We start from the raw sequence: 26,422 nt of genomic DNA on the forward strand, positions 1-26,422 counted from the left end.
TCCCTCACCTAAAGGCGTTAGTTCGTGTTTGTATCAGCCTGCGTCTCAAGGGCGGCATACCCCTCGGGCAGGTCAATTTCGTAGAATGTATACGACAGAGTGATCGTATGCACATACCTGGCTTCCAGATCTTCGACCATTTCCGGGTCGACGAAGAAAGTTACCGGCATCTGAACCCGCTCACCGGGCTCCAGCACCTGTTCTTCAAAGCAGAAACAGGCGATTTTCTGGAAATACCCACCGGCCGAATAGGGTGCGACGTTGTAGGACGCCTGCCCTGCAATGGGGCGGTCGGTGGGGTTGTATGCCTCGTAAAAGGCCAGACCGGTTTCACCGATGCGCACTTCCATCTCGCGTTCGACCGGCTTGAATTCCCACGCCATATCCTTGGCTTTGGACGCGTCAAAGCGGACGGTCACGGTGCGCTCAAGAACATCTTCGGGTGCCTGTGCGGCCACGCCCGTGGTGCCGCCAAATCCGGTGACCCGGCAAAACCAGTCGTAAAACGGCACGGCCGCCCAGGCGAGGCTGCCCATCAGGACAACCACGCCCACCGTTTGCACAACGGTCTTCTGAGGCCCCGACAGCGCCATCAGTTCTGCACCTCTTGCGTCGCCATCCCGAAATCCGTGCCCGAAACCTTCACAACCGTCAGGCCGAAGATGATCACGATGAAGGCCGCCAGCGTCAGGCCGACACCCAGATTGCGGCTGAACCGGCGCTGATGCAGTTCGTGGCTTTTTCGCAGGCTCATGACCAGCCTCCCAATCCGTAGGGCTTCAACAGCGCTTCAACCAGAATCGCGCCGAAGTGCAGGAAAAGATAGAGCAACGACAATTTGAAGAAAGAGCGCTCGACCTTGAAGTTATCCGCCTCCGAATCCTCTTCGGTCCGGCGCGAAATCCGCCAGGCGCCCCGCAGGAACAGGGCGTTCATCACCACAGCAACGGTCAGGTAGACTGGCCCGCCGATACCCGAAAACGCGGTGCCAATGGCCAGCAGGGCCAGCAGGCCGGTATAGACCAGAATGTGCCAGCGCGTCGCGCGGCGACCATGGGTGACGGTCAGCATCGGAACGCCCGCATCGTCGTAATCCGAGCGCATGAACAGCGCCAGCGCCCAGAAATGCGGCGGCGTCCACATGAAGGTCAGGGCAAACATCAGCCACGGCTCGATTGACATCGTCCCCGTGGCGGCGACCCAGCCGATGACCGGCGGAAACGCCCCTGCCGCGCCGCCGATCACGATGTTTTGCGGCGTCGAACGTTTCAGCCACATCGTGTAGACGACGACATAGAAAAAGATCGTGAAGGCCAAGAAGGCTCCGGCGAACCAGTTGGTCGCAAGGCCCAGCATGATCACCGACAAGCCCGACAGCGTCAGACCAATCGCAAGGGCTTCGCCCTCTTCAACCTTGCCGGACGGGATCGGACGGCCCTTGGTGCGTTTCATCACCTTGTCGATATCCGCGTCCCACCACATGTTCAGCGCGCCCGACGCACCGCCACCGATGGCGATGAACAGGATGGCGCAGAAGCCGACAAAGGGGTGCACAGATACCGGTGCCGCCAGCAGACCGACCAGAGCGGTGAAAACGACCAGCGACATCACCCGCGGCTTCAGCAGGGCGAAATAATCGCCAAAGCTGGCCTCGTCCGCGCGGGTCTGCGCGGAAACGGTGCTGGCATTGATGCTTGCGTCGCTCATGTCGGGTCCTTCTGGGGCGAAAGCTGCGCGAATCCCGCGCAGCCTGCATCGTTTTCTGACAGGCCGAAGCCCGGATTAGTTCGCGGCAACCTGATAGGTCGCGGGCTGACCGGCATACTCTTCCAGAGCCCCTTGCAGCCATTCTTCATACGCCTCTTCGCTGACCACTTTGACGGTGATCGGCATATAGGCGTGGTCCTTGCCGCACAGTTCCGAGCACTGACCGAAATAGATGCCTTCCTTGTCAGCTTCGAACCACAGCTCGGCCAGACGACCCGGTACGCCGTCCTGCTTCACCCCAAAGGACGGGATGGTCCAGGAATGGATCACGTCAGAGGCGGTGACCTGCATGACAATGACCTTCCCGACCGGCACAACAACGGCGGTATCGGTGGCCAGCAGCCATTCATCGTCGCTATAACCGGCATCGGCCAGCTTGGCGCGCATTGCGTCGTCCAGAACGAACGGGGTTACGTCCGCATCTGCAGGGCGGGCACCTTCGTCCAGCGTGGCGGGATGGCCCAGCAGATAGCTGTCGAACGCAAAATCGTGGTCCACATATTCATAGGTCCAGTACCACTGGTTGCCGACCACTTTGATGACCACGTCGCCTTCGGGAATTTCCTGCTGTTTGAACAGAACGGGCAGCGAGAAAGCCCCGATGAAAACCAGAATCAGGATGGGACCCAGCGTCCATGCGATTTCAACCGGAGTGTAATGCGAGAATCGCGCCGGTGTCGGATTAACGCGTTTGTTGTAACGCACGATGCAATAGATCAGCAGGCCCGCCACGAACAGGCAGATCGCGGTGATGATCACCAGAATCATACCGTCCAGCCGGTGAATCCCGTCGGCAAGGCTGGTGGCGGAAGGCTGGAAACCCAAACCGCCGGCAACCGGCTTGCCAATAATTTCAAGCTCCTGAGCCATGGCGGGAAGGCTGGAGAGGGCTGTCATAAGCCCCGAAAGCATCAAAGCATTCTTCATGTTCTGTCCTGATCGTTTGATCTTTGCGTCCCTGGCGAAAAGGCGTGAATCGGTCACACCTCACCCGTTGTCTTTGGCCGCGTTAAAAACCATATTCCTGCGGGTAGATAAAGCAAAATGCTTGCGTCAAACAGACGCTATTTTTGATCTGGATCAAACCCGAAAGGTCCCATCCGATGCCGAATGACCCGTTTCGCCCCTTCGAAAGCGCCCTTCCGCAGGACGAAGCACTTGCGGTTCTGCAATCCGCCACCGCCGGGGCCGAAGACGGTGAGCTGTTTGTCGAGCGCCGGAAATCCGAGTCACTGGTCTTTGACGACGGCCGTCTGCGCACCGCGTCCTACGATGCGTCCGAAGGGTTCGGCCTGCGTGCGGTTCAGGGTGAAGTGGCCGGGTACGCGCATTCCACCAATGTTTCGATTCCCGCGCTGAAGCGGGCAGCCGAAACGGCGCGTCTGGCCGTTGGTGATGGTGGCGGCACACTGGCGCAACCACCCCGCGCAACGAATAAACGCCTTTACACAGACGAAGATCCGATCGAATCCGCCAGCTTTCCCGTCAAGATCGAAACCCTGCGTGAGATGGACGCCTTTGCCCGTGATCTGGACCCGCGCGTGGTGCAGGTCAGCGCCTCGATCGCGGCGTCGGTGCAAGAGGTCGAAATCCTGCGCCCCGACGGTGTCCAGGTGCGCGACGTGCGTCCGATGACCCGTCTGAACATCTCGGTCATCGTGGAACAGAACGGACGCCGCGAAAGCGGCTCGTCCGGTGGCGGTGGTCGCGTCGGGCTGGACGGTCTGATCGATCCGGCCGACTGGCAGGACAAAGCGCGCGAAGCGCTGCGGATCGCATTGGTCAATCTGGACGCCGTCCCTGCCCCGGCCGGCGTGATGGAAGTTGCCCTGGGCCCCGGCTGGCCGGGTATCCTGCTGCACGAGGCCATCGGCCACGGGTTGGAGGGGGATTTCAATCGCAAGGGCAGTTCGGCCTTTGCCGGTTTGATGGGCCAGCGGATCGCTTCCAAAGGTGTCACCGTCGTGGATGACGGCACCATCGCCGACCGGCGCGGATCGATCACTGTGGATGACGAAGGCACGCCCAGTTCCCGGACGGTTCTGATCGAAGACGGTATTCTGACCGGCTATATGCAGGACCGACAGAACGCGCGGTTGATGGGTGTTTCACCCACCGGCAACGGGCGAAGGCAGAGCTATGCGCATAAGCCGATGCCACGCATGACCAATACAGTGATGCTGGGCGGAGATTCTGATCCGGCTGAACTAGTGGCTGAGATCAAAGATGGAATATGGGCAGTCGGTTTCGGCGGCGGTCAAGTCGACATCACCAACGGTAAATTCGTGTTTTCCTGTACCGAGGCCTACCGCGTCGAAAATGGTAAGATCGGCGCGCCTGTCAAAGGCGCGACGCTGATCGGTGATGGTCCGTCGGCACTAAAACGCATTCGCGGGTTGGGCAACGACATGGCGCTGGACCCGGGCATGGGCACTTGCGGCAAGGACGGCCAGTGGGTGCCGGTGGGCGTCGGACAGCCAACGGTTCTGATGGATGGGCTGACCGTCGGTGGCTCGGCGGCCTGAGTCGGATAGGGCAGGATTTTGGGGGCACATGGTTAACACAGTGCCCTTCAGCCGTCTTTTTATGGCGCACTAAACACGGTACGCCGAATAAATGCGCGTCGATTTTCCTATTCTTTTTCAAATACATAACCCTCCACCTCAGTGCGCATTCCAAATAAATCGCATATAATTTTCCGCGATTCACAAGCTGTTAACCCCGGCAGCCGTAAACCAGTTCTGCAATCAGGCGGAGCAACGGATGACCGAAGAGCAGCATTCTTCCTATCACCCCACACTCCCACCCACCGCGGAAGAGGATCGGTTTTCCTGGCTTCGTCTGTTGCGCTCGCGCAAAGTTGGTCCGGCGACCTTTCGTCGGCTGCTGCGGGAACATGGCTCGGCGCAGAACGCGCTGGCCGCGCTGCCCGAAGTGGCGCGCGCTGCCGGAATTGAAGGGTATGAAATTTGCCCGCCCGGCGTGATTGAGGCGGAACTCAGGGCCGCAAAAGCCGCCAATGCGCAGCTTTTGTGCCTTGGGTCCGCCGATTTTCCTGATACTTTGAACGATCTGTCGGACGCCCCGCCGATGCTATGGGCGATTGGTGATGTGTCATTGCTGCGCAAACCCTGCATAGCAATGGTCGGGGCGCGCAACTGTTCCTCGCTGGGTGCGCGAATGGCGCGCGGGCTGACCACCGATCTGGGAAAGCAGGGATATGTCGTCGTGTCTGGTTTGGCGCGAGGAATTGACACTTCTGCGCATATGGCCGCGCTGGACACGGGCACCGTGGCAGTCATGGCGGGCGGTGTTGACGTGATTTACCCAGCCGAGAACACGGATCTGGCCGGAAAGATCGCACAATCGGGACTGCGGCTGTCCGAGCAACCGATGGGCGTGACACCGCAGGCGCGGCATTTTCCGCGGCGCAACCGGATCATCTCGGGCCTCGCGCAAGCCGTTGTTGTGGTCGAGGCCGCAGCCAAATCGGGCAGCCTGATCACCGCGCGGGACGCGCTGGATCAGGGGCGCGAGGTTCTGGCCGTGCCCGGCCATCCCTTCGACGCCCGCGCCGCCGGGTGCAACTTGCTGATCCGCGATGGCGCGACCCTGGTGCGGTCCGCCGACGACGTGATCGAAGCGCTGCCTGCGCAACAGACGCAGCTGTTCCAGGACACCACACCACCGCTCGCTGAAGCGCGACCAAAATCCGGCCCGAGCGGCCCGGCGCTGCACGGCGAAATTCTGGCCCGGCTGGGACCGTCCCCGATTGCAGAAGACCAGTTGATCCGCGACATCGCGGCATCGGCCGGAGAGATCGGCCCGGCCCTAGTCGATCTGGAGCTTGACGGACGCATCCAGCGTCAGCCCGGCGGGTTGCTGTCGCTGACTTCCTGACCGAAGGCGATACAAATTCGCGGCGCGGACCGGGGGTGGCGCCAAAGACCGTATCGGCCTGAAATCACCGCGAAATTCCCCTGTTCAAAGGAACGCATTGACAATTCGCTCTTGCCCTCCACATTTTGCACGATCATAGAAGGCGCCCATTCCGTCGAGCGAGGTTTCCCCCTAAATGCCTGTAGTTGTTGTAGAATCCCCGGCCAAAGCCAAAACGATCAACAAATATCTTGGCCCTGACTACACGGTTCTGGCGTCCTACGGCCATGTGCGCGACCTGCCCCCCAAGGACGGATCGGTTGATCCCGAGCATGAATTTTCGATGAAATGGGAGGTCGGCAATGACAGCCGCAAGCATGTCAAAGCCATCGCCGACGCGCTGAAAGAAGACAACGCCCTGATCCTCGCCACCGACCCCGACCGCGAGGGTGAGGCGATCAGCTGGCACCTGCAGGAGGCGCTGACCAAGCGCCGCTCGATCAAGAAAGACACGCCTGTCAGCCGTGTGACGTTCAACGCCATCACCAAAGATGCGGTGACCGAGGCGATGCAGAACCCGCGCGAAGTCGACATGCCTTTGGTCGAGGCCTATCTGGCGCGCCGCGCGCTGGATTATCTGGTCGGCTTTAACCTGTCGCCGGTGCTGTGGCGCAAGCTGCCCGGCGCGAAATCCGCAGGCCGGGTGCAATCCGTCTGCCTGCGCCTGATCGTCGAGCGCGAGATGGAGATCGAGGCGTTCAAGCCGGTGGAATACTGGTCGGTCCGCGCCCTGTTTGAAACGCCGCGTGGTCAGACCTATGAGGCACGCCTGGTCACCCTGGCCGGCAAGAAGCTGGACAAACACGATCTGGCGAATTCCACCCAGGCGGAACTGGCGGTACAGGCCATCACCAGCCGCGCGCTGAGTGTTACCTCGGTCGAGGCCAAGCCCGCGGCCCGCAATCCCAGCGCGCCTTTCATGACCTCGACCTTGCAGCAGGAGGCCAGCCGCAAGTTCGGCATGGGTGCGCGTCATGCGATGCAGGTGGCTCAGCGGCTTTATGAGGCCGGATACATTACATATATGCGGACTGACGGCATTGACATGGCACCCGAGGCCGTCGCCTCGACCCGCGAAGTGATTGCTGACCGATACGGCGCGGAATACGTGCCGGACAGCCCGCGCATGTACAAGAACAAGGCCAAGAACGCGCAGGAAGCGCACGAATGTATCCGCCCCACGGATATGTCGCGCGATGCCAAGGCGCTCAAGGTCACCGATGAGGATCAGCGCAAGCTCTATGACCTGATCTGGAAACGCACCATCGCCTGTCAGATGGCCGCCGCGCGGCTGGAGCGTACCACGGTGGAAATCGGCAGCGAGGATGGACAGGTCGGCCTGCGCGCCACTGGTCAGGTGGTGATGTTCGACGGTTTCATGCGCGTTTACGAAGAAGGTCGCGATGACGTCGCTGACGAGGATGAAAAGCGCCTGCCGCAGATCACGCAGGGCGATCCGGCCCGCTTCGCCAAATCTTCGCTGCGGGACCAGTACAGCAAGGCAACCGGCGACGACAAAGCAGCGATCCTGTCGGACAACGAGTCCGTTCTGGCCCTGCAACACCACACCCAGCCGCCTCCGCGTTATACCGAGGCCACCCTGGTCAAACGGATGGAAGAGCTGGGGATCGGGCGTCCGTCGACCTATGCCTCGATCGTGACCACGATTCAGGACCGGGAATATGTCCGAAAGGACAAGAACCGACTGATCCCCGAGGAGAAGGGTCGGATCGTCACCATCTTCCTGCTTAACTTTTTCCGCCAATATGTGGGCTATGAGTTCACGGCCAATCTGGAAGAACAGCTGGACGATGTCAGCGCCGGTGATCGCGACTACAAGGACCTTCTGGGCAAATTCTGGCGCGATTTCTCGGCTGCGATTGGCGAGACGTCCGAGCTGCGGATATCCGAAGTTCTCTCGAAACTGGACGAGGCGCTGGCCCCCCAGCTTTATCCACGGCGTGAGGATGGTTCCGACCCGCGTATCTGCCCCAAATGTGGCTTGGGGCAACTGCACCTGAAAACCTCGCGCACAGGCGGGTTTGTCGGCTGCGGGAACTACCCCGAATGCACTTATACCCGTCCCATCGCGGGCGAAGGGGCCGAGGGGGATGAACGCCTTCTGGGTGAGGACGCTGGCGATGAGATCTGGCTGAAATCCGGTCGTTTTGGGCCTTACGTTCAGCGCGGCGAGCCAACACCCGAGAACAAGAAGCCCCCACGCGCGTCGCTGCCACGTGGTTGGAGCAAGGACGACATGGATCTGGACAAGGCGCTGACCCTGCTGTCCCTGCCCCGCCAGATCGGTGACCACCCCGATGGCGGCATGATCAGTGCGAATTTCGGCCGGTTCGGGCCTTACCTGATGCACCAATTGCCGGATGAGGCCAAGCCGGTCTACGCCAATCTCAAGGACCCCAACGACGTGTTTGAGATCGGTATGAACCGCGCCGTTGAACTGCTGGCCGAGAAACGCGCCAACCCCGGACGGCGGGGTCAGGCGGCGGCAAAGCCGCTGAAGGAACTGGGCGAACACCCGGATGGCGGCGCAATTCAGGTGCTGGACGGGCGCTATGGTCCCTATGTGAAATGGGAAAAGGTCAACGCGACCTTGCCCAAGGACATCAAGCCCGAGGATGTGACGCTGGAGATGGCGGTCGAGTTGGCCAACGAAAAGGCAGCCAAAAAGGGAACCCGCAAGAAAGCGGCGCCCAAGAAAAAAGCCACGACCAAGAAAGCAACCAGGAACGCCGCGAGCTAGGTAGAAATACCACCACCCTCTTGGTTTCATTGACTTCCCCGTAACGTGGCGGCACAACCTGCCCATCACCATGTCATTGGGGGAGTTTCCATGAAGAAAATCTATTCCAATGCCACCGAAGCGCTCGACGGGGTGCTGACGGATGGCATGCTGATTGCCGCGGGCGGGTTCGGCCTGTGCGGCATTCCCGAACTTTTGCTTGAGGCGATCCGCGTGTCGGGCGCACAGGACCTGACCTTTGCATCGAACAACGCGGGCGTCGACGATTTCGGCATCGGCATCCTGCTACAGACCAAGCAGGTCAAAAAGATGATCAGCTCATATGTCGGTGAAAACGCGGAATTCATGCGCCAGTATCTGGCCGGGGAACTGGAGCTGGAATTCAACCCGCAGGGCACACTGGCCGAGCGTATGCGCGCAGGCGGGGCCGGTATCCCCGGTTTCTACACCAAGACCGGCGTGGGCACAGTTATCGCCGAGGGCAAAGAGCACAAGGACTTCAATGGCGAAACCTACATCATGGAAGAAGGCATCTTCGCCGATCTCTCCATCGTCAAGGCGTGGAAGGCCGACGACACCGGCAACCTGATCTTTCGCAAAACCGCCCGCAATTTCAACGTACCCGCCGCGACATGTGGCAAGATCTGCATTGCCGAGGTCGAGGAAATCGTCCCGCGCGGCTCGTTGGACCCGGACGCCATCCACCTGCCCGGCATCTATGTGCACCGCATCATTCAGGGTGATCACGAAAAGCGCATCGAACAGCGCACCACCCGCCAGAAGGAGGACGCATAATGCCCTGGGACCGCAATCAGATGGCCGCCCGCGCGGCGCAAGAGCTGGAAGACGGCATGTATGTGAACCTCGGCATCGGCATCCCGACGCTGGTGGCGAACTATGTCGGTGACAAGGACATCACCCTGCAATCGGAAAACGGCATGTTGGGCATGGGCCCCTTCCCCTTTGAGGGCGAAGAGGACCCCGACCTGATCAACGCCGGCAAGCAGACGATCACCGAATTGTCCCGCACGGCCTATTTCGACAGCGCGACCTCATTCGCCATGATCCGGGGCGGCAAGATTGCCGCAGCGGTTCTGGGCGCGATGGAGGTTGATGAAGAGGGTGATCTGGCCAACTGGATGATCCCCGGCGTGCTGGTCAAAGGCATGGGCGGCGCGATGGATCTGGTCGCGGGCGTGGGCCGTGTGATCGTGGTGATGGATCACACCAACAAACACGGAAAGTCCAAGCTGCTGAAGAAATGCACTCTGCCACTGACCGGCAAGAAAGTGGTGAACCGCATCATCACCAATCTGGGTGTGATGGATGTCGTCGAGGGTGGCCTGAAGATCATTGAACTGGCAGAAGGCGTGACCGAGGACGAAATCCGCGGAGCCACCGAAGCCAACATCGTCAACTGATTCTTTGAAAAGAAGCGGCCCACCAGATGTGGTGGGCCTTTTCAGTTCAGCGCCTGAAACACGCAGCCGTCCGAAATAAGCTGAGGTGGTGTGGAACACAAAGCGCGGGCAATCTGAAACGCCGCCAGCACTTTTGGCACATAGTCTCGTGTTTCGGCATATGGCGGCACGCCACCATGTTTGCGCACCGCGCCTTCGCCTGCATTATACCCCGCCAGCACCAGAATGGGGTCATTGCCAAATTCTTCCATCAACCAATTCAGGTACTTCACCCCGCCCGAGATGTTCTGAGCCGGTTGCATGCTGTCCTGAACGCCGAATCGTTTGGCGGTGGCTGGCATCAATTGCATCAGGCCCTGCGCACCGGCGGAACTGACCGCGTCCACGCGCCCGGCCGACTTAACCGAGATTACAGCCAGAACCAGCGCGGGCGAAACATTCGTGCCGACTGTGGAACGGAGAATCTCGATCCCTTGCTGCTGGGCGATATTCTGTAGCGTCTGAAGGCGCGGCGAGGCCACGTTGGTCGCGGCCAGGGCATTCATCGCGTCATGCAGCCGCCCCGATCCGGCCTTTGCCAGTTCCGGCGAGATCTTCTCCCAGAAGGCTTTGTATGATCCGGTCGGCTTTTTGCTAGCCCCGGCGCCCGGAATCCCCGGCGGCACGACCCTTGTCCGCGCGACAATTTCGGGGACAGCAATTTCCGCACCGGTGCTTGGGGCAAACGGAGCCGCCGCGTGTTCTTCCGGTGAGATTTGAACGGTCACACGGGGACGGGTTCCGGGCTTTGGTGCCTTTACTCTTTTATATACGCCTCTGGGCTCAACCTCATTTGCAGCAATCGGCAGCGGGCTCGTTGCCATCAGCGCCACAGCGCAGGCGCAAGTTATTGCGTCCCGGAGATTCATATGCCTGCCTCATGCTTTCTTCTTTTGGTTGATTTCAACCTCGAATCCCGTCCTAAGACCAGAAAAACAGAGCGAATTGGGGCAATTTCGCCTCATTTGGCGCAATTTTGCATCGGCAATACTGAGCGACAACTTCGGCGCAAAAGTTTTTTTCTTTTTCTTTCAATATGTTATCGAAAAAACTACCAAAAAGTTAAGCTCCGAGGGAAAAAATCGGCGTTTGGCCCAATTCCTGCCATGCCTACCCGTCAAACATAATGCCATACCGAGACGGTCGGGAGCGGACTGAGAGACGAAGCTCTGTAAGACGCCGAGGTTTAATTGACTTTTTTGATCCTTTAGGAGGGACGTAACATGATCAAGTTCATCAAGAACTTCCGCAAAGACGAAGACGGCGCCGTAACTGTTGACTGGGTCGTTCTGACCGCAGCCATCGTAGGCCTGGCCGCTGTTGCATACACTCAGGTTGGCGACGGCACCAACCAGCTGGCAGACACCGTTCAGGGCGCGCTGTCCGGCACTTCGGTCGCAACTCCGACCACTGCAATTTCGCCGGCAGGCGGCAGCTAATATTAACCGCCGCAAGTTTCCGAGGGGGCCGCACTCTAGGAGTGGTGGCCCCTTCTTTTTACCCGGTAACAAGTCTGTATTCGCATCATGATGTCCAGTTTCAAGAAATTCACCAAGATCGAAGAAGGCGCAGTCACTGTTGACTGGGTGCTGTTGACCGCCGGCCTTGTCGGCTTTGGCGCCATCGTCTTCCTGAACTTCTCTGGCCCCATTCAACATGTGGACACGGAAACCGGAAACGCGCTTTCCAACATGGAAGTTCAGGACGTCGTATTTGACTACGGCACTTATAACTAAGGCGTGCAACGCCACAGCCCGCTGGAAAAACACGGGCAGGAAAAAAAATGGGATTGTCCCCCTTTTCGACACAATTCACATTTAGATAGGGGCCAAACGACGTCGTATTCCCAACGACGACCGAACAGAAAACTTGAGTACGAGGGAACGCGAATGCGTGCAGTATTTGGACTTGTCCTGATTGTCGGGGTGGCATTGGCCGGGGGCGCAGTTTATCTGGCGCGTGACTATATCGCACAGCACCAGGCCCAGCTTGCGCTGGAACGTCAGGCCACGCAGGATGCTCTGGCAAATGTAAAAACCGTTGCAACTGTGGGCGTCGTCGTGGCCAATCGCTCGCTGAAGTACGGGGAACGCCTGGCCAACGAAGACGTCCGAATCGTAAACTGGCCCGAGGAAGCCGTGCCGGAAGGCAGCTTCGTGGATATGGCTGTTGTGTTCCCGGAAAATGCCAAGGGCGACCGGTTCGTCCTGCGCGCCATGGAAAAAGACGAAGCGCTGCTGCAGGTCAAGGTCACCAATCCTGGTGAGGCCGCCGGCCTGACGTCACGCATTGAAAAGGGAAAGCGCGCCTTCGCCATCAGCGTGGACGTGGCGTCCGGCGTTTCGGGCTTTCTACGCCCGGGCGACAACGTGGACGTCTATTGGACCGGCTCGCTGAACAGTGCAATCGACGGTGGCAATGGCGAAATTACCCGCCTGATCCAAACCAATATCGAACTGATCGCGGTGGACCAGACCGCAGGTTCCGATTTGACCGGCGCAACAATCGCGCGCACTGTGACTGTAGCTGCGACGCCCGAGCAGATCGCGGCTTTGGCACAGGCGCAAAATACCGGCCGCCTGTCTTTGGCGCTGGTTGGTGTGCAGGACGACACGGTGGCCAGCGCGGTCGAAGTGGACCAGCGAAAGCTGTTGGGAATCAAAGAAGCCGCCCCTGCGCCGGTGAAAGTCGAGGAAAAAGTCTGCACGGTTAATACCCGACGCGGCGCAGAGATTGTGAAAACGCAAATCCCCTGCACAAACTGACGCTAAATCAGAGCTTTACCTGCCCAAGCCGCGCCTGTTGCGCGGCTTGTTTCATTTTGGATGTTGCGCATTGTCCACATAAGGAAAATTCCAGAAACCATTGATTATTGCAATAAATTCTCAATTCGCGCAGTGTTACTGCACATAAGGCACTAGACCTAAAACGAAGCGTGATCGGAGAGGCAGGTCACATGAAAATACGTTCCTGGATTGGCGCGACCCTTATGGGGTTGGCGCTTGTAGTTAGTCCGGTCGGAAACACGGCCTGGGCTGAAACACTGCGTGTCGTAAAGAATGGTACAGCGGAAACGCTGGACGTTCCGATGAACCGCGCAATTGTGGTTGAAAGCGAACAGCCCTTTGCTGAACTCAGCATCGCAAACGCGGGCATCGCCGATATCTCGTCGCTTTCGGACCGCACGATTTACGTGCTGGGCAAAGCGCCCGGCCTGACCACGCTGACCTTGTTTGACGGTGCCGGCAACCTGCTGGCCAATGTTCGGGTCCGCGTATCTCCGGATGTTTCCGAATTCAAGGAAAGGCTGCGGCAGATTCTGCCGGCCGAACCGATCGAAGTGCGCACAGCCAATGACGGCATCGTGCTTTCCGGTACGGTTTCCAGCGGGGCCAAACTGGCCCGGGCGCTGGAACTGGCCGAACGCTACGCGCCCGAGCGTGTATCGAATCTGATGTCTGTCGGTGGCGTTCAGCAGGTGATGCTGAAAGTTCGATTCGCCGAAATGAACCGTTCGGTGGCGAAAAGCCTGACCGCCTCGCTGGGCTTTTCCGGCAGTGACTCGTCAGGTGGTTTCAACACTCTGAACAACCTCGGCGCGCTGAACAACGCCCTGAACAACAACATCCCCGCGTTGCAGACAAATACAGGTGCGATCCTGTTCGGCTTCGGTGCCGGTTCGACGCAGGTTCGTCTGTTGCTCGAAGCGCTTGAAGCGAAAGGTCTGGCGCGCAGCCTTGCGGAGCCCAACCTGTCCGCCCTGTCGGGTCAGGAAGCGACGTTCCTCGCCGGTGGCGAAGTGCCCATTCCGGTCCCGCAGGAGGATGGCGTAATTGCCATTGAATACAAGGCGTTCGGTGTCGAAATCGACTTCATCCCGCGGGTTGTGGATGGTGATCTGATCAACCTGGAACTGGCCGCGGCCGTTTCCAGCATCGATGGCAGCTCGGATTTCACGATCCAGGGTGACACGGTGCCCAGCTTCATCACGCGTCAAACCAGTACGACCGTTGAGCTGCGCGATGGTGAAAGCTTTGCGATTGCGGGTCTGATTCAGGATGACTTCACGGACCTGAACAGCCAGATCCCATGGATCGGAGATGTACCGGTGCTTGGCGCCCTGTTCCGCAGCGCGGAATTCCAGCGCCAGCAGAGCGAACTGGTCATCATCATCACCGCGCATCTGGTGTCGCCGACACGCGGCGAAGCGCTGGCGTTGCCGACCGATCGCGTCAAGCCGCCCAGTGAATTCGACCTGTTCGTGAACGGCAAGACAGCGCGTACGACACGAGTGGGTGCCGGTGCTGCGTCTGAAGTCGCCAAACAGGATTTCGGTAGCTCCTACGGCTACGTCCTGGATTGATTAGGAGGATAGGACCAATGCAGAAGTGGATCATCACACTGGGTCTTTCGGTCGCTGTCGCCGCTTGCACGCGTGAGGCCGGATACGAGGCCGACCAGGGCGCATTCGGGAATGCCACCCTGAACAATGTGCAGGTCATGAACGGTGAACTGACTTATGCGCAGATCCTGGGCCAGCGGTTTGCGGCCGAGGTTCCGACGCAGATCAACTTTGCCTTCGACAGTGCCCAGCTGGACGAAACGGCGCAGCGGATTCTGTTGCGCCAGGCAGCGTGGATCAAACAGTTCCCCGAGGCACGCTTCCGGGTCTACGGCCATACCGACGCGGTTGGCTCGACTGGCTACAACAAAAGCCTCGGCCAGCGACGCGCCAACGCTGCGGTTGCGTTCCTGACGCAGCAGGGCATCTCGCGCTCGCGACTGGAGGCTGTGGTGTCTTTCGGCAAATCCCGCCCGCTGATCGACACGCCAAACCGTGACCGCCGCAACCGCCGGACGGTGACCGAGGTTTCGGGCTTTGTGGATCGCAATCCGCTGGTGCTGGACGGCAAGTACGCAGAGATTGTCTATCGCGAATATGTGGAAAGCGCCACATATGTAAGCAGGCTGCGCCGTCAGACCGCGCTGGGCGACACATCAGAACAATAAACAGCGATTGGGCGGCATCGTCGCCCAATTCCCTACAATTGGTTCTTTTGCGCCCAAATCTTGCCTAAGTTCCAAGACACATTTTCAACAATTAGGTGACCTGCGGCCAAAATTGGCCGCATCGGGGCAAAAGCGAACCAGGCCGAACCAGTGCGGTTCACTGTGTTTGACAGCCCTGACGACGAGGATTGTGTTAATGACGAGCGCCACGCCAAACGACGACAAAACAGCCATCCTGGCCTGCACGATCAGCCGTGACGTCCAGAATTTCGACCTGCTGATTGAAGACATGGAAGCCGCATTGGGCGAACGTTGGGGGGATCTCGGTTTTGCCGAGGCTCTGGCGTTTTTCAGCCAACCCGATGCCGATTCGCTGCAATTTGTCGCCCTGGCAATCGACGGCGAGGACGAAGACAACCTCACCATGATGGGTGAGATTATCGCCCGGGCGAAAGAAAAGAAGATCAAGATCGTGCTGATTGCCGAGGATGTCACGCCGGCATCGCTGCATCAGTTGCTGCGCAAGGGCGCGGATGAATTCGTCCCCTACCCTCTTCCGGAAGGAGAGTTGCAGGAGGCGATTGACCGGATGAACAAACCCGAACCGGTTGCCGTTACCCCGACAGCGGCGCCGCTGACGCAGGGCGAATTGAAGGAAGGCGCGCTGTTTGTCGTCCACGGGCTGGCCGGCGGTGTCGGATCCACCACTATGGCGGTCAATCTGGCCTGGGAGCTTGCAACCGTATCCAACAAAGAGGCTCCTTCGGTCTGCCTGATTGATCTGGACCTGCAATTCGGCACGGTCTCGACCTATCTGGACCTGCCGCGCCGGGAAACTGTGTTCGAGATGCTGTCGGACACGGCTTCGATGGATGACGAAGTATTTTCCCAGGCTCTCCAGACCTACGAGGAAAAACTGCAGGTCCTGACCGCGCCTTCGGACATGGTTCCGCTGGACCTGATCACCCCGGAAGACATTGAACGCGTGATCGACACCGCACGTAAGCATTTCGACTATGTGATCGTGGACATGCCGTCGACACTGGTTCACTGGTCCGAGACCATTCTTCAGGCCGCACATGTGTATTTCGCCATGATTGAACTGGACATGCGCTCGGCCCAGAACGCGCTGCGCCTCAAACGCGCCTTGCAGGCCGAGGAACTGCCCTTCAACAAGCTGCGCTTTGCGTTGAACCGCGCTCCGAAATTTACCGATCTGAACGGCAAAGGCCGGGTCAAACGCATGGGCGAAAGCCTGGGCATTTCCATCGACCTGCAACTGCCCGACGGCGGCAAGCCGGTCATGCAAGCCGGTGACCACGGGCTGCCGCTGGCGAATTCGGCGGCGAAGAACCCGCTGCGCCGGGAAATCGCGAAACTCGCAAAATCGCTGCACAGCCTTGGCAGCAGCAACGCCGAAGCCGCGTAACACAGCCCCAAAGGGAGAGCCGCCTTGTTTTCAAGATACAAAAAACAACCCGCAGGGCAGCCTGTTCAGACGCCGGCCGCAGCGCCGGCTGCGGCACCTGCGCCTGCGGCTTCTGCCGATCAGGCAGCAACGGCAAACGCGGTAGCGCGCCGTCCGGTTCAGAAAAAGGCGGCCGAACCCGTCGGCAACGACCGTGAACGCAAACGCAAAGAGCGTTTGGGCGAGATCAAAGTCGAACTGCACCGCGAACTGCTGGAAAACCTGAACCTCGCCGCGCTTGAAAACGCGGGCGAGGCCGAGCTGCGGGCTGAAATCAGCGCTATCGCCAGCGAAGTTCTGGAAACCCGGAATATTGTTCTGAACCGCGAAGACCGTTCGCAGTTGAACAAGGAACTGTATGACGAAGTCACCGGTCTGGGGCCCCTAGAAGCGCTGCTTCAGGACGATACGGTCAACGATATTCTGGTCAACGGGCCACAACAGATCTTTGTGGAACGCCACGGCAAGCTGGAAGTCAGCGACATCACATTCAAAGACGAAAAGCACCTGATGCGGATCATCGACAAGATCGTATCCGCCGTGGGTCGCCGCGTTGATGAATCCAACCCCTATGTTGACGCCCGTCTGGCAGACGGCTCGCGTTTCAACGCCATGGTGCCACCGATTGCGGTCGACGGTTCTCTGGTATCCATTCGTAAGTTCAAAAAGGACAAGCTGGGCATTGATGATCTGGTCAACTTCGGCGCTTTCACCGAAGAAATGGCCGCCTATCTGCAGGCCGCGGTGTCCACGCGTTTGAACATCATCGTTTCGGGCGGTACGGGTTCCGGTAAAACGACGACATTGAACGCCCTGTCCAGCTTTATCGACGACGCCGAACGTATCCTGACGATTGAGGATACGGCGGAACTTCAGCTGCAACAGACCCATGTGGGCCGGATGGAAAGCCGCCCGCCCAACGTCGAAGGCAAGGGCGAGGTCAGCCCGCGCGATTGTCTGAAAAACGCCCTGCGTATGCGCCCCGACCGCATCATCGTCGGCGAGACGCGTGGCGCCGAGGTGATCGACATGCTGCAGGCCATGAACACCGGCCACGACGGATCGATGACCACGATCCACGCCAACTCGGCCCGTGACGGGATTTCGCGTCTGGAAAACATGATTGCGATGGCCGGGATTGAGATGCCGATCAAGGCCGTGCGCAGCCAGATTTCTTCGGCTGTGAACCTGATCGTACAGGCCAGCCGTCTGCAGGATGGTTCGCGCCGCATGACCTCGATCACCGAGATCACGGGTATGGAAGGTGATGTGATTTCGATGCAGGAAATCTTTCGTTTCCAACGGGTTGGCCTGACACCCGACAACAAGATCATTGGCCATTTCACGGCGACGGGCGTGCGCAGCCACTATTCCGAGCGCTTCCGCCTGTGGGGCTTTGACTTGCCCGCATCCATCTACGAACCAACGACTGTGTAGGAGATCCTGATATGCAACTGCCTGTTGAGGCAATCATATATGTCGTGATCTTCGTCGCGGTGTTGTTTCTGGTCGAAGGCATCTATCTGGTGGCCTTCGGCAAGTCCATCAGCCTGAACAGCCGGGTCAATCGCCGGCTTGAGATGCTGGATAAGGGTGTCGGCCGCGAACAGGTGCTGGAACAGCTGCGCAAGGAAATGCAGCAGCACATGAAGACGCAGACCATCCCGCTGTATTCGCTGCTGGCGGACAAGGCGCAAAAGGCGGCTATCGCCTTTTCGCCCCGACAACTGATTCTGATCATGATTCTGGTGTCGGGATTTGCCTTTGTCGGGCTGAGCATCGGCACAGCAACCGAAACAATTCTGCGAGTAGCAATCTCGATCGCTATCGGCGTGGGCGGCGTCTATGCTTGGGTCAATCACAAGGCCAAAAAACGGATGGGCATGCTGGAAGAGCAATTGCCCGAGGCGGTGGAACTGATGGTTCGGTCGCTGCGCGTCGGCAACCCCTTTGTCTCGTCCATCCAGATCGTCGCCAACGAAGTACAGGACCCTCTGGCAACCGAGTTCGGTGTGATCGCCGATGAATGCGCCTATGGTCGGGACGTCGGCGAATTGCTCAAGGACCTGGCGGAGCGGCTGGACATGCAGGACCTTCGCTTCTTGTCCGTTGCCGTCGGCATTCAGCAACAATCGGGGGGCAACCTGGCCGAGATTCTGGCCGGTCTGGCACAGGTGATCCGCGCTCGTTTTCGCCTGTTCCGGCGGGTGAAAGCCATCACGGCCGAAGCGCAATGGTCAGGCAAGTTCCTGTCAGGCTTCCCGGTTTTCTGTCTGGTATTCATCCTGGTGAAGGACCCCGGGTATTATGACGAGGTGATTGATCACCCCTATTTTATTCCGGCCTGTTTCTTTGTCGGTATCATGCTGACGCTGAACCTGATCGTCATGCGCATCCTTACCAACATCAAGGTCTGAGGGCACCGATATGGAATTTCTGACCCAAATCAACGACCTTCTGAAACAGCATCTGGGCGAGTTCGGGCCACTAATCGTGGTCGGTGTTCTGGGCCTGTTCATGATCCTTGTCACCATTCCTCTGATGCTGAACCAGCCTGAGGACCCGTTGAAAAAGCTTCAGCGTTCGAACGCTGCGCCGAAGAACGACAAAAAGGCCAAGAAGGACAAGCTTCGCAATTCAAGCCGCAACGAGCAGCTTGAGAAATTCGCCACCTTCCTTGAGCCGCAGAACGAAGAAGAATTGTCGGCCATGCAGCTCAAGCTGCGCCAGGCGGGGTATCACTCGAAAGATTCGGTGCGGTTCTTTCACTTTGCGCAATTTGCGTTGGGTATTGTCGGTATCCTGGTCGGTGTGTTGCTGGTGACGGTCCTGTCCGGCGGACAGGAATTCACCGGCCCGCAGGTTCTGACCCGCGTCCTTATCCCGGCCGCAGCCGGTTATTTCCTGCCGCGCTACTGGATCACACGACGCGTCGCGGAACGGCATGAGGCAATCACGGCAGGCTTTCCCGACACGCTTGACCTGATGCTGGTCTGTGTTGAGGCCGGCCAGTCGCTGGATCAGGCCATTGTCCGGGTCGCAAGCGAGATGAAGGCGTCCTACCCGGACATCGCGCAGGAATTCGAAGTTGTGGCTTACGAGCTTAAGGCCGGCAAGGACAAAGATACGGTTCTGCGTGATTTCGGCACCCGCTGCGGCGTGCAGGATGTAAGCTCTTTCGTCACTGTGATGATCCAGTCGGCAACATTCGGCACTTCGATCGCCGAAGCCCTGCGGGTTTATGCCAGCGAAATGCGTGACAAGCGGGTGATGCGCGCCGAAGAGGCGGCGAACAAGTTGCCAACCAAAATGACCCTTGCCACAATGATGCTGACGGTGCCGCCCCTTCTGGTCATTCTGGTCGGGCCTTCGGCAAAGGGCATCGCAGAGTTTGCAAATCCTGGCGGGGGCTAAAGACCCAATGACAAAACTCAGGTGCATCCCATCCAGGATACGCCGCGCTTTAGGGGCCGCCATGGTTATCGCCACGGTGGCCTCTTGCACGGATACCGGCCTGTCAAACGATCTGGATGCGCCGGGTCTTGATCCCAGCGGACAGGGCGTTGACGAAATTACCGTCGGCAACCGGTTGATGGCCGCTGGTGAATACGAACTGGCGCTGGATTCTTTTGCCCGCGCCGCGCTGCAGCAGGGGATGACGCCTCAGATTCTGACTTCGATGGGCACGGCCAATCTGGGCCTCAAGCGTCTTGGGCAGGCTGAAACCTTGCTGCGCCGCGCGGTCAAGGACGAGCCCGACTGGCCCGCCCCATGGAACAATCTGGGGGTTCTGCTGGTCGAGCTTGGGGAATATCCCGAGGCGGCGCAGGTCTTTCAGCGGGCCTATGCGCTGGACAATGGCGAAAGTGACGCAATCCGCGACAATCTTCGCTTAGCGCTCGCAAAAATGGAAAATCCTGTTAATACTACACCCGAAGAACAAGAATACACGCTGGAGCAGCAAGGCGACGGGCAATTCACGCTGCGCAAGCTCCCGGACTAAAGGCAAGAGCAGTAAGGGACGCAAAAAATGCGCCAACACTTCTTGATTCCGTCATTGTTGCTGTGCGGGCTGATCGTATCCGCCTGCGAGAAAGAAACCGAGGAAGAAAAAGTCGAACGCACCTTTCAGGAGGTGAACGTCATTGACGAGACCAACCTGAACGACGTTTTGCTGACCGCCGCGGACCCGAACGAAGCCGTCACCTATTTCCAGGGCGCCGCAGCGAAAAACCCCGGCCGGATCGACCTGCAGCGGGGGCTTGCGATTTCGCTGTCGCGCGCCAAACGCACGACCGAAGCGGCCGCGGCGTGGAAGAAGGTGACGACCATGAAAGGGGCGGCGAATATCGACAGGGTCGAATATGCCGACTCGCTGGTGCGCGCGGGCAACTGGAGCCAGGCCAGAACAGTGCTGGATTCCATTCCTCCCACCTATGAAACCTTCAAACGTTACAGGCTTGAAGCGGTGGTGGCAGACTCGCGCAAGGAGTGGAAGCGCGCTGACCAGTTCTACGAAACTGCGATTGGGCTGACTACGCGTCCCGGCGGCGTCATGAACAACTGGGGCTACTCCAAGCTGACACGCGGTCAATACGCCGAGGCGGAGCGTCTGTTCACCGAGGCAATCCGCCAGGACAATTCCCTGTTCACCGCCAAGAACAATCTGGTGCTGGCCCGGGCCGCGCAGGGGAATTACAGCATGCCTGTTGTCCCGATGTCGCAGGTGGAACGCGCCATGTTGCTGAACACAATGGGAATTTCCGCGGTCAAGCAAGGTGATGTGACGACTGCGAAGAACCTGTTCCGCGAAGCTATCGCCACCCACCCGCAGCATTATGACGAGGCGGTCCGGTCGCTGCGTGCGCTTGAGGAAGCCTGATCCATGAACGTTCCTGCGGAAGCGGCGGCATGGTTTCTGCCGTTCGTTCTGCCAATCTGTTTCTACGTCGCATTCACCGATATGCGGGACATGCTGATCAAAAACCACGCTGTGGCCGCGCTGGCCGTGGTTTTTGTTGTTCTGGGGCTGTTTCTGCTTCCGCCCTGGTCCACGGAATGGACCGCAGGCCGGATCGGTCCGCTGACAGTTTCTCTGCCGCCCTATTTCTGGCAGTTGCTGCATATCGTGGTCGTTCTGATCCTGGGCATCATTCTCAATGCGGCCGGTGTCATGGGCGCCGGAGATGCCAAGTTTCTGGCCGCGGCCTCGCCCTATATCTGGGCGGGAGATTACATGTTGATGATGATCATATTGATGTCGACCACGCTGGCCGCCTTTGCAACCCACAGGCTGGCCCGGAATACGGCGTTGCGAAGCATTGCGCCGGATTGGGAAAGCTGGACCAGAACCAAGCAGTTTCCTATGGGTTTTTCGCTGGGCGGCAGCCTGGCCATCTACCTGATCTTAGGTACTGTTTACGGCTCGTAAACTATCATTAACCCGCCTTTTCCCTGCCTTGGTGCTGACACAAAGCGGGGCCAGATTTCCCCAAAGTGGCCCTTAAAGGGGCATTTGGCGTGAATACTGGACGGACGGGTAACGCTTATGAATATGCAGACGACCTCGGTTATGGCCCCCCCTGCCCCCAAGGGTCTGGGCGAAATGAAGCTACCCATCGTCATGATGCGGGATATTCTGCTGAAAACGGTGTTTCGAAAGAATGTGGACACCGTGACCGAGATCGCCGAGGCGATTTGCCTGCCCGGCTCCGTCACCCAGGAACTGGTCGATATCTCGCGCGAACAAAAGCTGCTTGAGGCAACCGGTACGCTGAACGCAAACAGCGGCAACGAGATGGGTTATCAGCTGACCGATGCCGGCAAGGCCCGTGCGCTGGACGCGCTGAGCCAGTCGGAGTATTTCGGCGCCATGCCCGTGCCGCTGGACGTCTATCGCGAACAGGTCAAACGCCAGTCGATCCGCAACATCCAGGTCACTCGCGACCAGTTGACCGGCGCAATGGGCCATCTGGTTCTGCCCGACAGCCTTCTGGACCACCTTGGCCCTGCGGTCAGTGCCGGGCGTTCGATCCTGATGTATGGCCCGCCGGGCAACGGAAAATCGTCGATCTCGAACGGCATTCGCGACGCGCTGGGTGACAATGTCTATGTTCCGCGCGCCATCGAATACGCGGGACAGGTGATCACGGTTTACGACCCGATCGTTCACACCGCCATCGAGCAGGAAGCCGACGACCCCAACAGCCTGCGCCGCCGCAAGCGGTTCGACTCGCGCTATGTGCAGTGCGAACGCCCGACAGTTGTGACGGGTGGTGAATTGTCGCTCAGCATGCTGGACCTTGTCTACAACCCTACGGCGCGCACTTATCAGGCGCCTTTGCAGCTGAAATCGACCGGCGGCATCTTCATCGTCGATGACCTTGGCCGTCAGCAGGAACCGCCGCAGGCGCTGATCAACCGCTGGATCGTTCCGCTTGAGGAAAGCAAGGACATCTTGGGCCTGCAATCGGGTGAAAAATTCGAAGTGCCCTTCGATACGCTGGTGATCTTCTCGACCAACTTCCACCCGAACGAAATCTTCGACCAGGCCGCTCTGCGCCGGATCTTCTTCAAGATCAAGATCGGCGGCCCGAACCAGGAAGACTTCCTGAAAATCTTTGCCATGGTGGCCCGCAAACGCGGCATGCCGCTGGACGAGGCCGCGCTGGTGCATCTGTTGAAGGTCAAATACCCGACCATCAACAACATCTACGCCAACTATCAGCCGATCTTCCTGATCGACCAGATGATCTCGATCTGCGAGTTCGAGGGCATCCCCTATCAGATGAGCCCCGATCTGATCGACCGGGCCTGGGCCAACATGTTCGTCAAAGACGAGACGATCGTCAAATAACGCCGTGCCAATTCCGAACGGGGCCGGGTAATCTGCGTGCATGACGCAGATTCCCGCCCGGATCACTGACTGGTTTGCCGCCAGAGGCTGGTCCATCCACCCGCATCAGCAGGATATGTTCAACCGGGCCGCAGACCCGGCGACCTTGCTGATCGCACCAACCGGTGGCGGCAAGACCATGGCGGGTTTTCTGCCGTCGCTGGCTGAACTGGCCGAGCAAACTCATCCCGGCCTTCATACGATCTATGTTTCACCGCTCAAGGCGCTGGCGGCCGACATCCGCCGCAACCTGCGCGGCCCCGCGGACGAGATCGGCCTGCCGATCCGGATCGAAGATCGAACGGGCGACACTTCGGCCACGCTGAAAAAGCGACAACGCGTGGACCCGCCGCATATCCTGCTGACGACCCCCGAAAGCCTGGCCCTGCTGACCTCGTATGAAGACGCGCCACGGATGTTTGAAGGTGTACAACGAGTGATCGTGGACGAAATCCACGCTCTGGGGGAAAGCAAGCGCGGCGATCAGTTGATGCTGGCGCTGGCAAGGTTGCAATCGCTGTGCCCGGACCTGCGCCGCGTGGGGCTGTCCGCAACGGTCGAAGACCCCAACGCCATCGCGCGCTTTCTGGCGCGCCACCCCGATCCCTGCCAGATCGTTCAGGCCGATCCCGGCCCCGACCCGGATATTCGGATGCTGGAAACAAGCGAAATGCCGCCCTGGTCCGGGGGCGGCGCGGCCTATTCGATCCCCGCCGTGCTGGATCAGGTCAGGAAGCACAAAACGACCCTGATCTTTCACAACACGCGGGCGCAGGCCGAAATCTACTTTCACAATCTCTGGCTGGCCAATGACGATGGATTGCCCATCGGCATCCATCACGGCAGCCTGGACCGGCAGCAACGCGAACGGGTCGAGGCTGCGATGGTGCGCGGCGACCTGCGCGCCATTGTCTGTACCGGCAGTCTGGATCTGGGGATCGACTGGGGGGATGTCGATCTGGTGATCCAGATCGGTGCGCCCAAGAACGTCAAGCGGCTGGTGCAACGGATCGGCCGCGCCAACCATCGCTACAATGCGCCCTCCAAGGCCCTGTTGGTCCCGGCGAACCGGTTCGAAGTTGTTGAATGCGTGGCCGCGCTTGAGGCCGCCAAGGCACATGATCTGGATGGCGAGCCGCGCGGGACCGGTCCGCGTGACGTGTTGTGCCAGCACATCCTGATCGCGGCTTCGGCTGGTCCATTCGACGCCGAGGACCTGTTCCGGGAGATGACGGCTGCCGGACCGTATGCAGGCCTCAGCCGCCGCGAATTTGACGACTGTCTGGAGTTCTGCGCGACCGGCGGATATGCCCTGCGCGCCTATGACCGATGGCAACGGTTGCTGAAACGCCCGGACGGGTTGTGGCAATTGCGCGATCCGCGCGCGGCGCGGCGGATACGGATGAACTTGGGCACCATTCAGGATACCGGCACGCTGAAAGTACGCCTGAAGCGCAGTCGCGGCGGCAAGCCGCTGGGCGAGGTGGAGGAGGCGTTCGCGGCGTCCCTGACCCCCGGTGACACCTTTCTGATTGGCGGCCAGATCGTCCGCTATGAGGGGCTGCGCGAGATGGTGGTCGAGGTTAGCCGCCGCGCCGACCGGAAGCCTAAGATCGCCACCTTCTCGGGCACCAAATTCGCAACGTCAACGCAGCTGAGCGAGCGCATCCTGCGGATGTTTGCCCAACCCGATTGGCCGCAGTTGCCGGCGCATACTGCGGAATGGCTGGCCTTGCAGCGCAGCATGTCGCAGCTGCCGCAGCGGGACAGATTGCTGATCGAGAGCTTTCCCAATGACGGGCGCGAACATCTGTGCGTTTACGGCTTCGCCGGGCGAAACGCGCAGCAAACGCTGGGCCTGCTGCTGACAAAGCGGATGGAGGAAACAGGGCTGGCGCCGCTTGGCTTCGTTGCAACCGATTATGCCACGCTGATCTGGGGGCTGGATGCGGTGACCGATCCGCGCCCCTTGTTCGAACTGACAGCATTGCGCGACGGGCTTGAAACCTGGCTGGCCGGGAACGCCGTGATGAAGCGCACGTTTCGCGCATCAGCAACCATTGCGGGCCTGATCGAACGGAACACCGGCGCGCAGCGGAAAAGCGGGCGGCAGGCCACGTTTTCGTCGGACATCCTGTACGACACGCTACTGAAATACGACCCCGACCATCTGCTGATGCAGATCACGCGCGAGGAGGCCATGCGCGGACTGGTGGATTTCGGACGGATCGAGGCGATGATCGCCCGGATCGGCGACCGGATTGACCTGCTGCGGCTGGACCGTGTCTCGCCTCTGGCGGCACCTTTGTTCCTTGAAGTCGGAAAAGTGCCGGTCAAGGGCGCCGCGGAAGAACGGCTTTTGGCCGAGGAAAGCGCCCGCCTGTTGCAGGCCGCAGGGTTAACACCCGACTGATACCGCTTGCGTCACACGGCGAAACACGCAAAGAACGTATCATGAACGGAGTTGCGTTTTCCTTTGCCGGTCAAATCCTGCGCGCACTGGGATCAGGGGCATTGTGGTGGCCGGATCACCACCTGCTGTGCGTGTCCGACCTGCATCTGGGAAAGTCCGAGCGCATGGCGCGGCGCGGCGGTCCGGCGTTGCCGCCCTATGACAGCCGCGACACGCTGACCCGGCTTGCCGCAGATATCGACAGAACCGGAGCAGAGACCATCATCTGTCTGGGCGACAGTTTCGACGATCTGAACGCGCAAGCAGCCTTGGGTACCAATGAAAAGCTGAGCATCACCGCCTTGCAGGCCGGGCGCCGCTGGATCTGGATTGAAGGTAACCACGACCCCGGCCCCATTGACCTCGGGGGGACCCATTTGTCGGATTGCCGGATCGGCGCATTGACCTTCCGCCATATTGCGCAGGTCGGCAACCACGCCGAGGTGTCCGGGCATTATCACCCCAAGGCGCGCCTCAGGCTGCGGGGCCAGATGATTTCGCGCCCGGCCTTTCTGGTGGATAAGGCGCGGCTGATCTTGCCCGCCTTTGGCACCTATACCGGCGGATTGCGCAGTTCGGATCAGGTTCTGGACACGTTGATGGGCGACGATGCTCTGGCCATTCTGACCGGTCCCCAGCCTCAGATCATACCCATGCCAAGGACATGAGG

25 protein-coding genes are annotated in these 26,422 nt (G+C 59.5%); 20 read left to right on the forward strand and 5 right to left on the reverse strand.

Annotated features, from left to right (window positions below; translation table 11 throughout):
* Window positions 1–17: 17 nt before the first annotated feature.
* The 4 genes from ACXAC3_RS16715 to coxB all read right to left on the reverse strand — a co-directional run bounded on the left by ACXAC3_RS16715 (window position 18) and on the right by coxB (window position 2,694).
* A complete protein-coding gene (locus ACXAC3_RS16715; protein ID WP_475162515.1) occupies window positions 18–593 on the reverse strand; it encodes a cytochrome c oxidase assembly protein in 576 nt (191 codons plus the stop codon).
* Window positions 593–754, reverse strand: coding sequence for a hypothetical protein (locus tag ACXAC3_RS16720; RefSeq protein ID WP_171131458.1), 162 nt, complete (start codon window positions 752–754; stop codon window positions 593–595). Before ACXAC3_RS16720 ends, ACXAC3_RS16715 begins: the two co-directional genes overlap by 1 nt.
* The gene (gene cyoE, locus ACXAC3_RS16725) at window positions 751–1,707 is read right to left on the reverse strand and encodes a heme o synthase (protein ID WP_475162517.1); all 957 of its coding nucleotides are present in this window, start codon (window positions 1,705–1,707) and stop codon (window positions 751–753) included. The genes ACXAC3_RS16720 and cyoE overlap by 4 nt, the downstream gene beginning before the upstream one ends.
* A 75-nt stretch (window positions 1,708–1,782) precedes the next feature.
* Window positions 1,783–2,694: a cytochrome c oxidase subunit II gene (gene coxB, locus ACXAC3_RS16730; RefSeq protein WP_475162518.1), complete on the reverse strand. Its 912-nt coding sequence runs from the start codon at window positions 2,692–2,694 to the stop codon at window positions 1,783–1,785.
* Between the two features lie 176 nt (window positions 2,695–2,870).
* Here coxB and tldD point away from each other — a divergent pair, with 176 nt between their 5' ends.
* The 5 genes from tldD to ACXAC3_RS16755 all read left to right on the forward strand — a co-directional run bounded on the left by tldD (window position 2,871) and on the right by ACXAC3_RS16755 (window position 9,888).
* Window positions 2,871–4,292, forward strand: a complete 1,422-nt coding sequence (tldD, locus tag ACXAC3_RS16735) for a metalloprotease TldD (RefSeq protein ID WP_475162522.1) — start codon at window positions 2,871–2,873, stop codon at window positions 4,290–4,292.
* Between the two features lie 238 nt (window positions 4,293–4,530).
* Entirely contained in the window at window positions 4,531–5,667 is a 1,137-nt protein-coding gene (gene dprA / locus ACXAC3_RS16740) for a DNA-processing protein DprA (RefSeq protein ID WP_475162524.1), read from the forward strand.
* Between the two features lie 175 nt (window positions 5,668–5,842).
* The gene (topA, locus tag ACXAC3_RS16745) at window positions 5,843–8,467 is read left to right on the forward strand and encodes a type I DNA topoisomerase (protein ID WP_475162525.1); all 2,625 of its coding nucleotides are present in this window, start codon (window positions 5,843–5,845) and stop codon (window positions 8,465–8,467) included.
* A gap of 90 nt (window positions 8,468–8,557) precedes the next feature.
* Window positions 8,558–9,262 (forward strand): CoA transferase subunit A, encoded by a 705-nt coding sequence (locus tag ACXAC3_RS16750; protein ID WP_475162526.1) that lies wholly within the window; start codon window positions 8,558–8,560, stop codon window positions 9,260–9,262.
* Window positions 9,262–9,888, forward strand: a complete 627-nt coding sequence (locus tag ACXAC3_RS16755; protein ID WP_475162528.1) for a CoA transferase subunit B — start codon at window positions 9,262–9,264, stop codon at window positions 9,886–9,888. The genes ACXAC3_RS16750 and ACXAC3_RS16755 overlap by 1 nt, the downstream gene beginning before the upstream one ends.
* A gap of 41 nt (window positions 9,889–9,929) precedes the next feature.
* Here ACXAC3_RS16755 and ACXAC3_RS16760 read toward each other — a convergent pair whose 3' ends face one another.
* Complete coding sequence (locus ACXAC3_RS16760) at window positions 9,930–10,796, reverse strand: lytic transglycosylase domain-containing protein (RefSeq protein ID WP_475162531.1); 867 nt, start codon at window positions 10,794–10,796, stop codon at window positions 9,930–9,932.
* 354 nt (window positions 10,797–11,150) lie between these two features.
* Here ACXAC3_RS16760 and ACXAC3_RS16765 point away from each other — a divergent pair, with 354 nt between their 5' ends.
* The 15 genes from ACXAC3_RS16765 to pdeM all read left to right on the forward strand — a co-directional run bounded on the left by ACXAC3_RS16765 (window position 11,151) and on the right by pdeM (window position 26,420).
* Window positions 11,151–11,366 carry a Flp family type IVb pilin gene (locus ACXAC3_RS16765; protein WP_475162532.1) on the forward strand — a complete coding sequence of 72 codons (216 nt, stop codon included), beginning with the start codon at window positions 11,151–11,153 and terminating at the stop codon, window positions 11,364–11,366.
* An 87-nt stretch (window positions 11,367–11,453) separates the two neighbouring features.
* A complete protein-coding gene (locus ACXAC3_RS16770) occupies window positions 11,454–11,663 on the forward strand; it encodes a hypothetical protein (protein WP_475162535.1) in 210 nt (69 codons plus the stop codon).
* A 153-nt stretch (window positions 11,664–11,816) separates the two neighbouring features.
* Window positions 11,817–12,692 (forward strand): Flp pilus assembly protein CpaB, encoded by an 876-nt coding sequence (gene cpaB, locus ACXAC3_RS16775; RefSeq protein WP_475162536.1) that lies wholly within the window; start codon window positions 11,817–11,819, stop codon window positions 12,690–12,692.
* Window positions 12,693–12,883: 191 nt separating this feature from the next.
* Window positions 12,884–14,290: a type II and III secretion system protein family protein gene (locus tag ACXAC3_RS16780; protein WP_475162537.1), complete on the forward strand. Its 1,407-nt coding sequence runs from the start codon at window positions 12,884–12,886 to the stop codon at window positions 14,288–14,290.
* 17 nt (window positions 14,291–14,307) lie between these two features.
* Complete coding sequence (locus tag ACXAC3_RS16785) at window positions 14,308–14,937, forward strand: OmpA family protein (RefSeq protein ID WP_475162539.1); 630 nt, start codon at window positions 14,308–14,310, stop codon at window positions 14,935–14,937.
* A 196-nt stretch (window positions 14,938–15,133) separates the two neighbouring features.
* Window positions 15,134–16,366 carry a CpaE/TadZ family protein gene (locus ACXAC3_RS16790; RefSeq protein ID WP_475162540.1) on the forward strand — a complete coding sequence of 411 codons (1,233 nt, stop codon included), beginning with the start codon at window positions 15,134–15,136 and terminating at the stop codon, window positions 16,364–16,366.
* 24 nt (window positions 16,367–16,390) lie between these two features.
* Window positions 16,391–17,842, forward strand: a complete 1,452-nt coding sequence (locus tag ACXAC3_RS16795; RefSeq protein ID WP_475162542.1) for a CpaF family protein — start codon at window positions 16,391–16,393, stop codon at window positions 17,840–17,842.
* 11 nt (window positions 17,843–17,853) lie between these two features.
* Window positions 17,854–18,822, forward strand: a complete 969-nt coding sequence (locus ACXAC3_RS16800) for a type II secretion system F family protein (protein WP_475162544.1) — start codon at window positions 17,854–17,856, stop codon at window positions 18,820–18,822.
* A 10-nt stretch (window positions 18,823–18,832) separates the two neighbouring features.
* Entirely contained in the window at window positions 18,833–19,819 is a 987-nt protein-coding gene (locus ACXAC3_RS16805) for a type II secretion system F family protein (RefSeq protein ID WP_475162545.1), read from the forward strand.
* 61 nt (window positions 19,820–19,880) lie between these two features.
* On the forward strand, window positions 19,881–20,408 hold the full coding sequence (locus ACXAC3_RS16810) for a tetratricopeptide repeat protein (RefSeq protein ID WP_475162547.1): 528 nt from the start codon (window positions 19,881–19,883) through the stop codon (window positions 20,406–20,408).
* A gap of 27 nt (window positions 20,409–20,435) precedes the next feature.
* On the forward strand, window positions 20,436–21,287 hold the full coding sequence (locus tag ACXAC3_RS16815) for a tetratricopeptide repeat protein (RefSeq protein WP_475162550.1): 852 nt from the start codon (window positions 20,436–20,438) through the stop codon (window positions 21,285–21,287).
* Between the two features lie 3 nt (window positions 21,288–21,290).
* On the forward strand, window positions 21,291–21,836 hold the full coding sequence (locus ACXAC3_RS16820; protein WP_475162551.1) for a prepilin peptidase: 546 nt from the start codon (window positions 21,291–21,293) through the stop codon (window positions 21,834–21,836).
* Window positions 21,837–21,953: 117 nt separating this feature from the next.
* The gene (locus ACXAC3_RS16825) at window positions 21,954–23,261 is read left to right on the forward strand and encodes an ATPase (protein WP_475162553.1); all 1,308 of its coding nucleotides are present in this window, start codon (window positions 21,954–21,956) and stop codon (window positions 23,259–23,261) included.
* Window positions 23,262–23,301: 40 nt separating this feature from the next.
* A complete protein-coding gene (locus ACXAC3_RS16830) occupies window positions 23,302–25,713 on the forward strand; it encodes a ligase-associated DNA damage response DEXH box helicase (protein ID WP_475162554.1) in 2,412 nt (803 codons plus the stop codon).
* Between the two features lie 41 nt (window positions 25,714–25,754).
* Entirely contained in the window at window positions 25,755–26,420 is a 666-nt protein-coding gene (gene pdeM, locus ACXAC3_RS16835; protein ID WP_475162556.1) for a ligase-associated DNA damage response endonuclease PdeM, read from the forward strand.
* Window positions 26,421–26,422 lie beyond the last annotated feature (2 nt).

This window comes from Ruegeria sp. ABV4_181, assembly GCF_056158465.1.

Coding starts and splice junctions, on each gene's coding strand:
- ACXAC3_RS16720 (WP_171131458.1), bottom strand. CDS start 754: ATGAGCCTGCGAAAAAGCCACGAACTGCATCAGCGCCGGTTCAGCCGC.
- ACXAC3_RS16750 (WP_475162526.1), top strand. CDS start 8,558: ATGAAGAAAATCTATTCCAATGCCACCGAAGCGCTCGACGGGGTGCTG.
- dprA (WP_475162524.1), top strand. CDS start 4,531: ATGACCGAAGAGCAGCATTCTTCCTATCACCCCACACTCCCACCCACC.
- ACXAC3_RS16785 (WP_475162539.1), top strand. CDS start 14,308: ATGCAGAAGTGGATCATCACACTGGGTCTTTCGGTCGCTGTCGCCGCT.
- ACXAC3_RS16800 (WP_475162544.1), top strand. CDS start 17,854: ATGCAACTGCCTGTTGAGGCAATCATATATGTCGTGATCTTCGTCGCG.
- ACXAC3_RS16760 (WP_475162531.1), bottom strand. CDS start 10,796: ATGAATCTCCGGGACGCAATAACTTGCGCCTGCGCTGTGGCGCTGATG.
- ACXAC3_RS16755 (WP_475162528.1), top strand. CDS start 9,262: ATGCCCTGGGACCGCAATCAGATGGCCGCCCGCGCGGCGCAAGAGCTG.
- ACXAC3_RS16805 (WP_475162545.1), top strand. CDS start 18,833: ATGGAATTTCTGACCCAAATCAACGACCTTCTGAAACAGCATCTGGGC.
- ACXAC3_RS16815 (WP_475162550.1), top strand. CDS start 20,436: ATGCGCCAACACTTCTTGATTCCGTCATTGTTGCTGTGCGGGCTGATC.
- ACXAC3_RS16790 (WP_475162540.1), top strand. CDS start 15,134: ATGACGAGCGCCACGCCAAACGACGACAAAACAGCCATCCTGGCCTGC.
- coxB (WP_475162518.1), bottom strand. CDS start 2,694: ATGAAGAATGCTTTGATGCTTTCGGGGCTTATGACAGCCCTCTCCAGC.
- ACXAC3_RS16715 (WP_475162515.1), bottom strand. CDS start 593: ATGGCGCTGTCGGGGCCTCAGAAGACCGTTGTGCAAACGGTGGGCGTG.
- cpaB (WP_475162536.1), top strand. CDS start 11,817: ATGCGTGCAGTATTTGGACTTGTCCTGATTGTCGGGGTGGCATTGGCC.
- ACXAC3_RS16825 (WP_475162553.1), top strand. CDS start 21,954: ATGAATATGCAGACGACCTCGGTTATGGCCCCCCCTGCCCCCAAGGGT.
- tldD (WP_475162522.1), top strand. CDS start 2,871: ATGCCGAATGACCCGTTTCGCCCCTTCGAAAGCGCCCTTCCGCAGGAC.
- cyoE (WP_475162517.1), bottom strand. CDS start 1,707: ATGAGCGACGCAAGCATCAATGCCAGCACCGTTTCCGCGCAGACCCGC.
- pdeM (WP_475162556.1), top strand. CDS start 25,755: ATGAACGGAGTTGCGTTTTCCTTTGCCGGTCAAATCCTGCGCGCACTG.
- ACXAC3_RS16830 (WP_475162554.1), top strand. CDS start 23,302: ATGACGCAGATTCCCGCCCGGATCACTGACTGGTTTGCCGCCAGAGGC.
- ACXAC3_RS16770 (WP_475162535.1), top strand. CDS start 11,454: ATGATGTCCAGTTTCAAGAAATTCACCAAGATCGAAGAAGGCGCAGTC.
- ACXAC3_RS16780 (WP_475162537.1), top strand. CDS start 12,884: ATGAAAATACGTTCCTGGATTGGCGCGACCCTTATGGGGTTGGCGCTT.
- ACXAC3_RS16820 (WP_475162551.1), top strand. CDS start 21,291: ATGAACGTTCCTGCGGAAGCGGCGGCATGGTTTCTGCCGTTCGTTCTG.
- ACXAC3_RS16810 (WP_475162547.1), top strand. CDS start 19,881: ATGGTTATCGCCACGGTGGCCTCTTGCACGGATACCGGCCTGTCAAAC.
- ACXAC3_RS16765 (WP_475162532.1), top strand. CDS start 11,151: ATGATCAAGTTCATCAAGAACTTCCGCAAAGACGAAGACGGCGCCGTA.
- topA (WP_475162525.1), top strand. CDS start 5,843: ATGCCTGTAGTTGTTGTAGAATCCCCGGCCAAAGCCAAAACGATCAAC.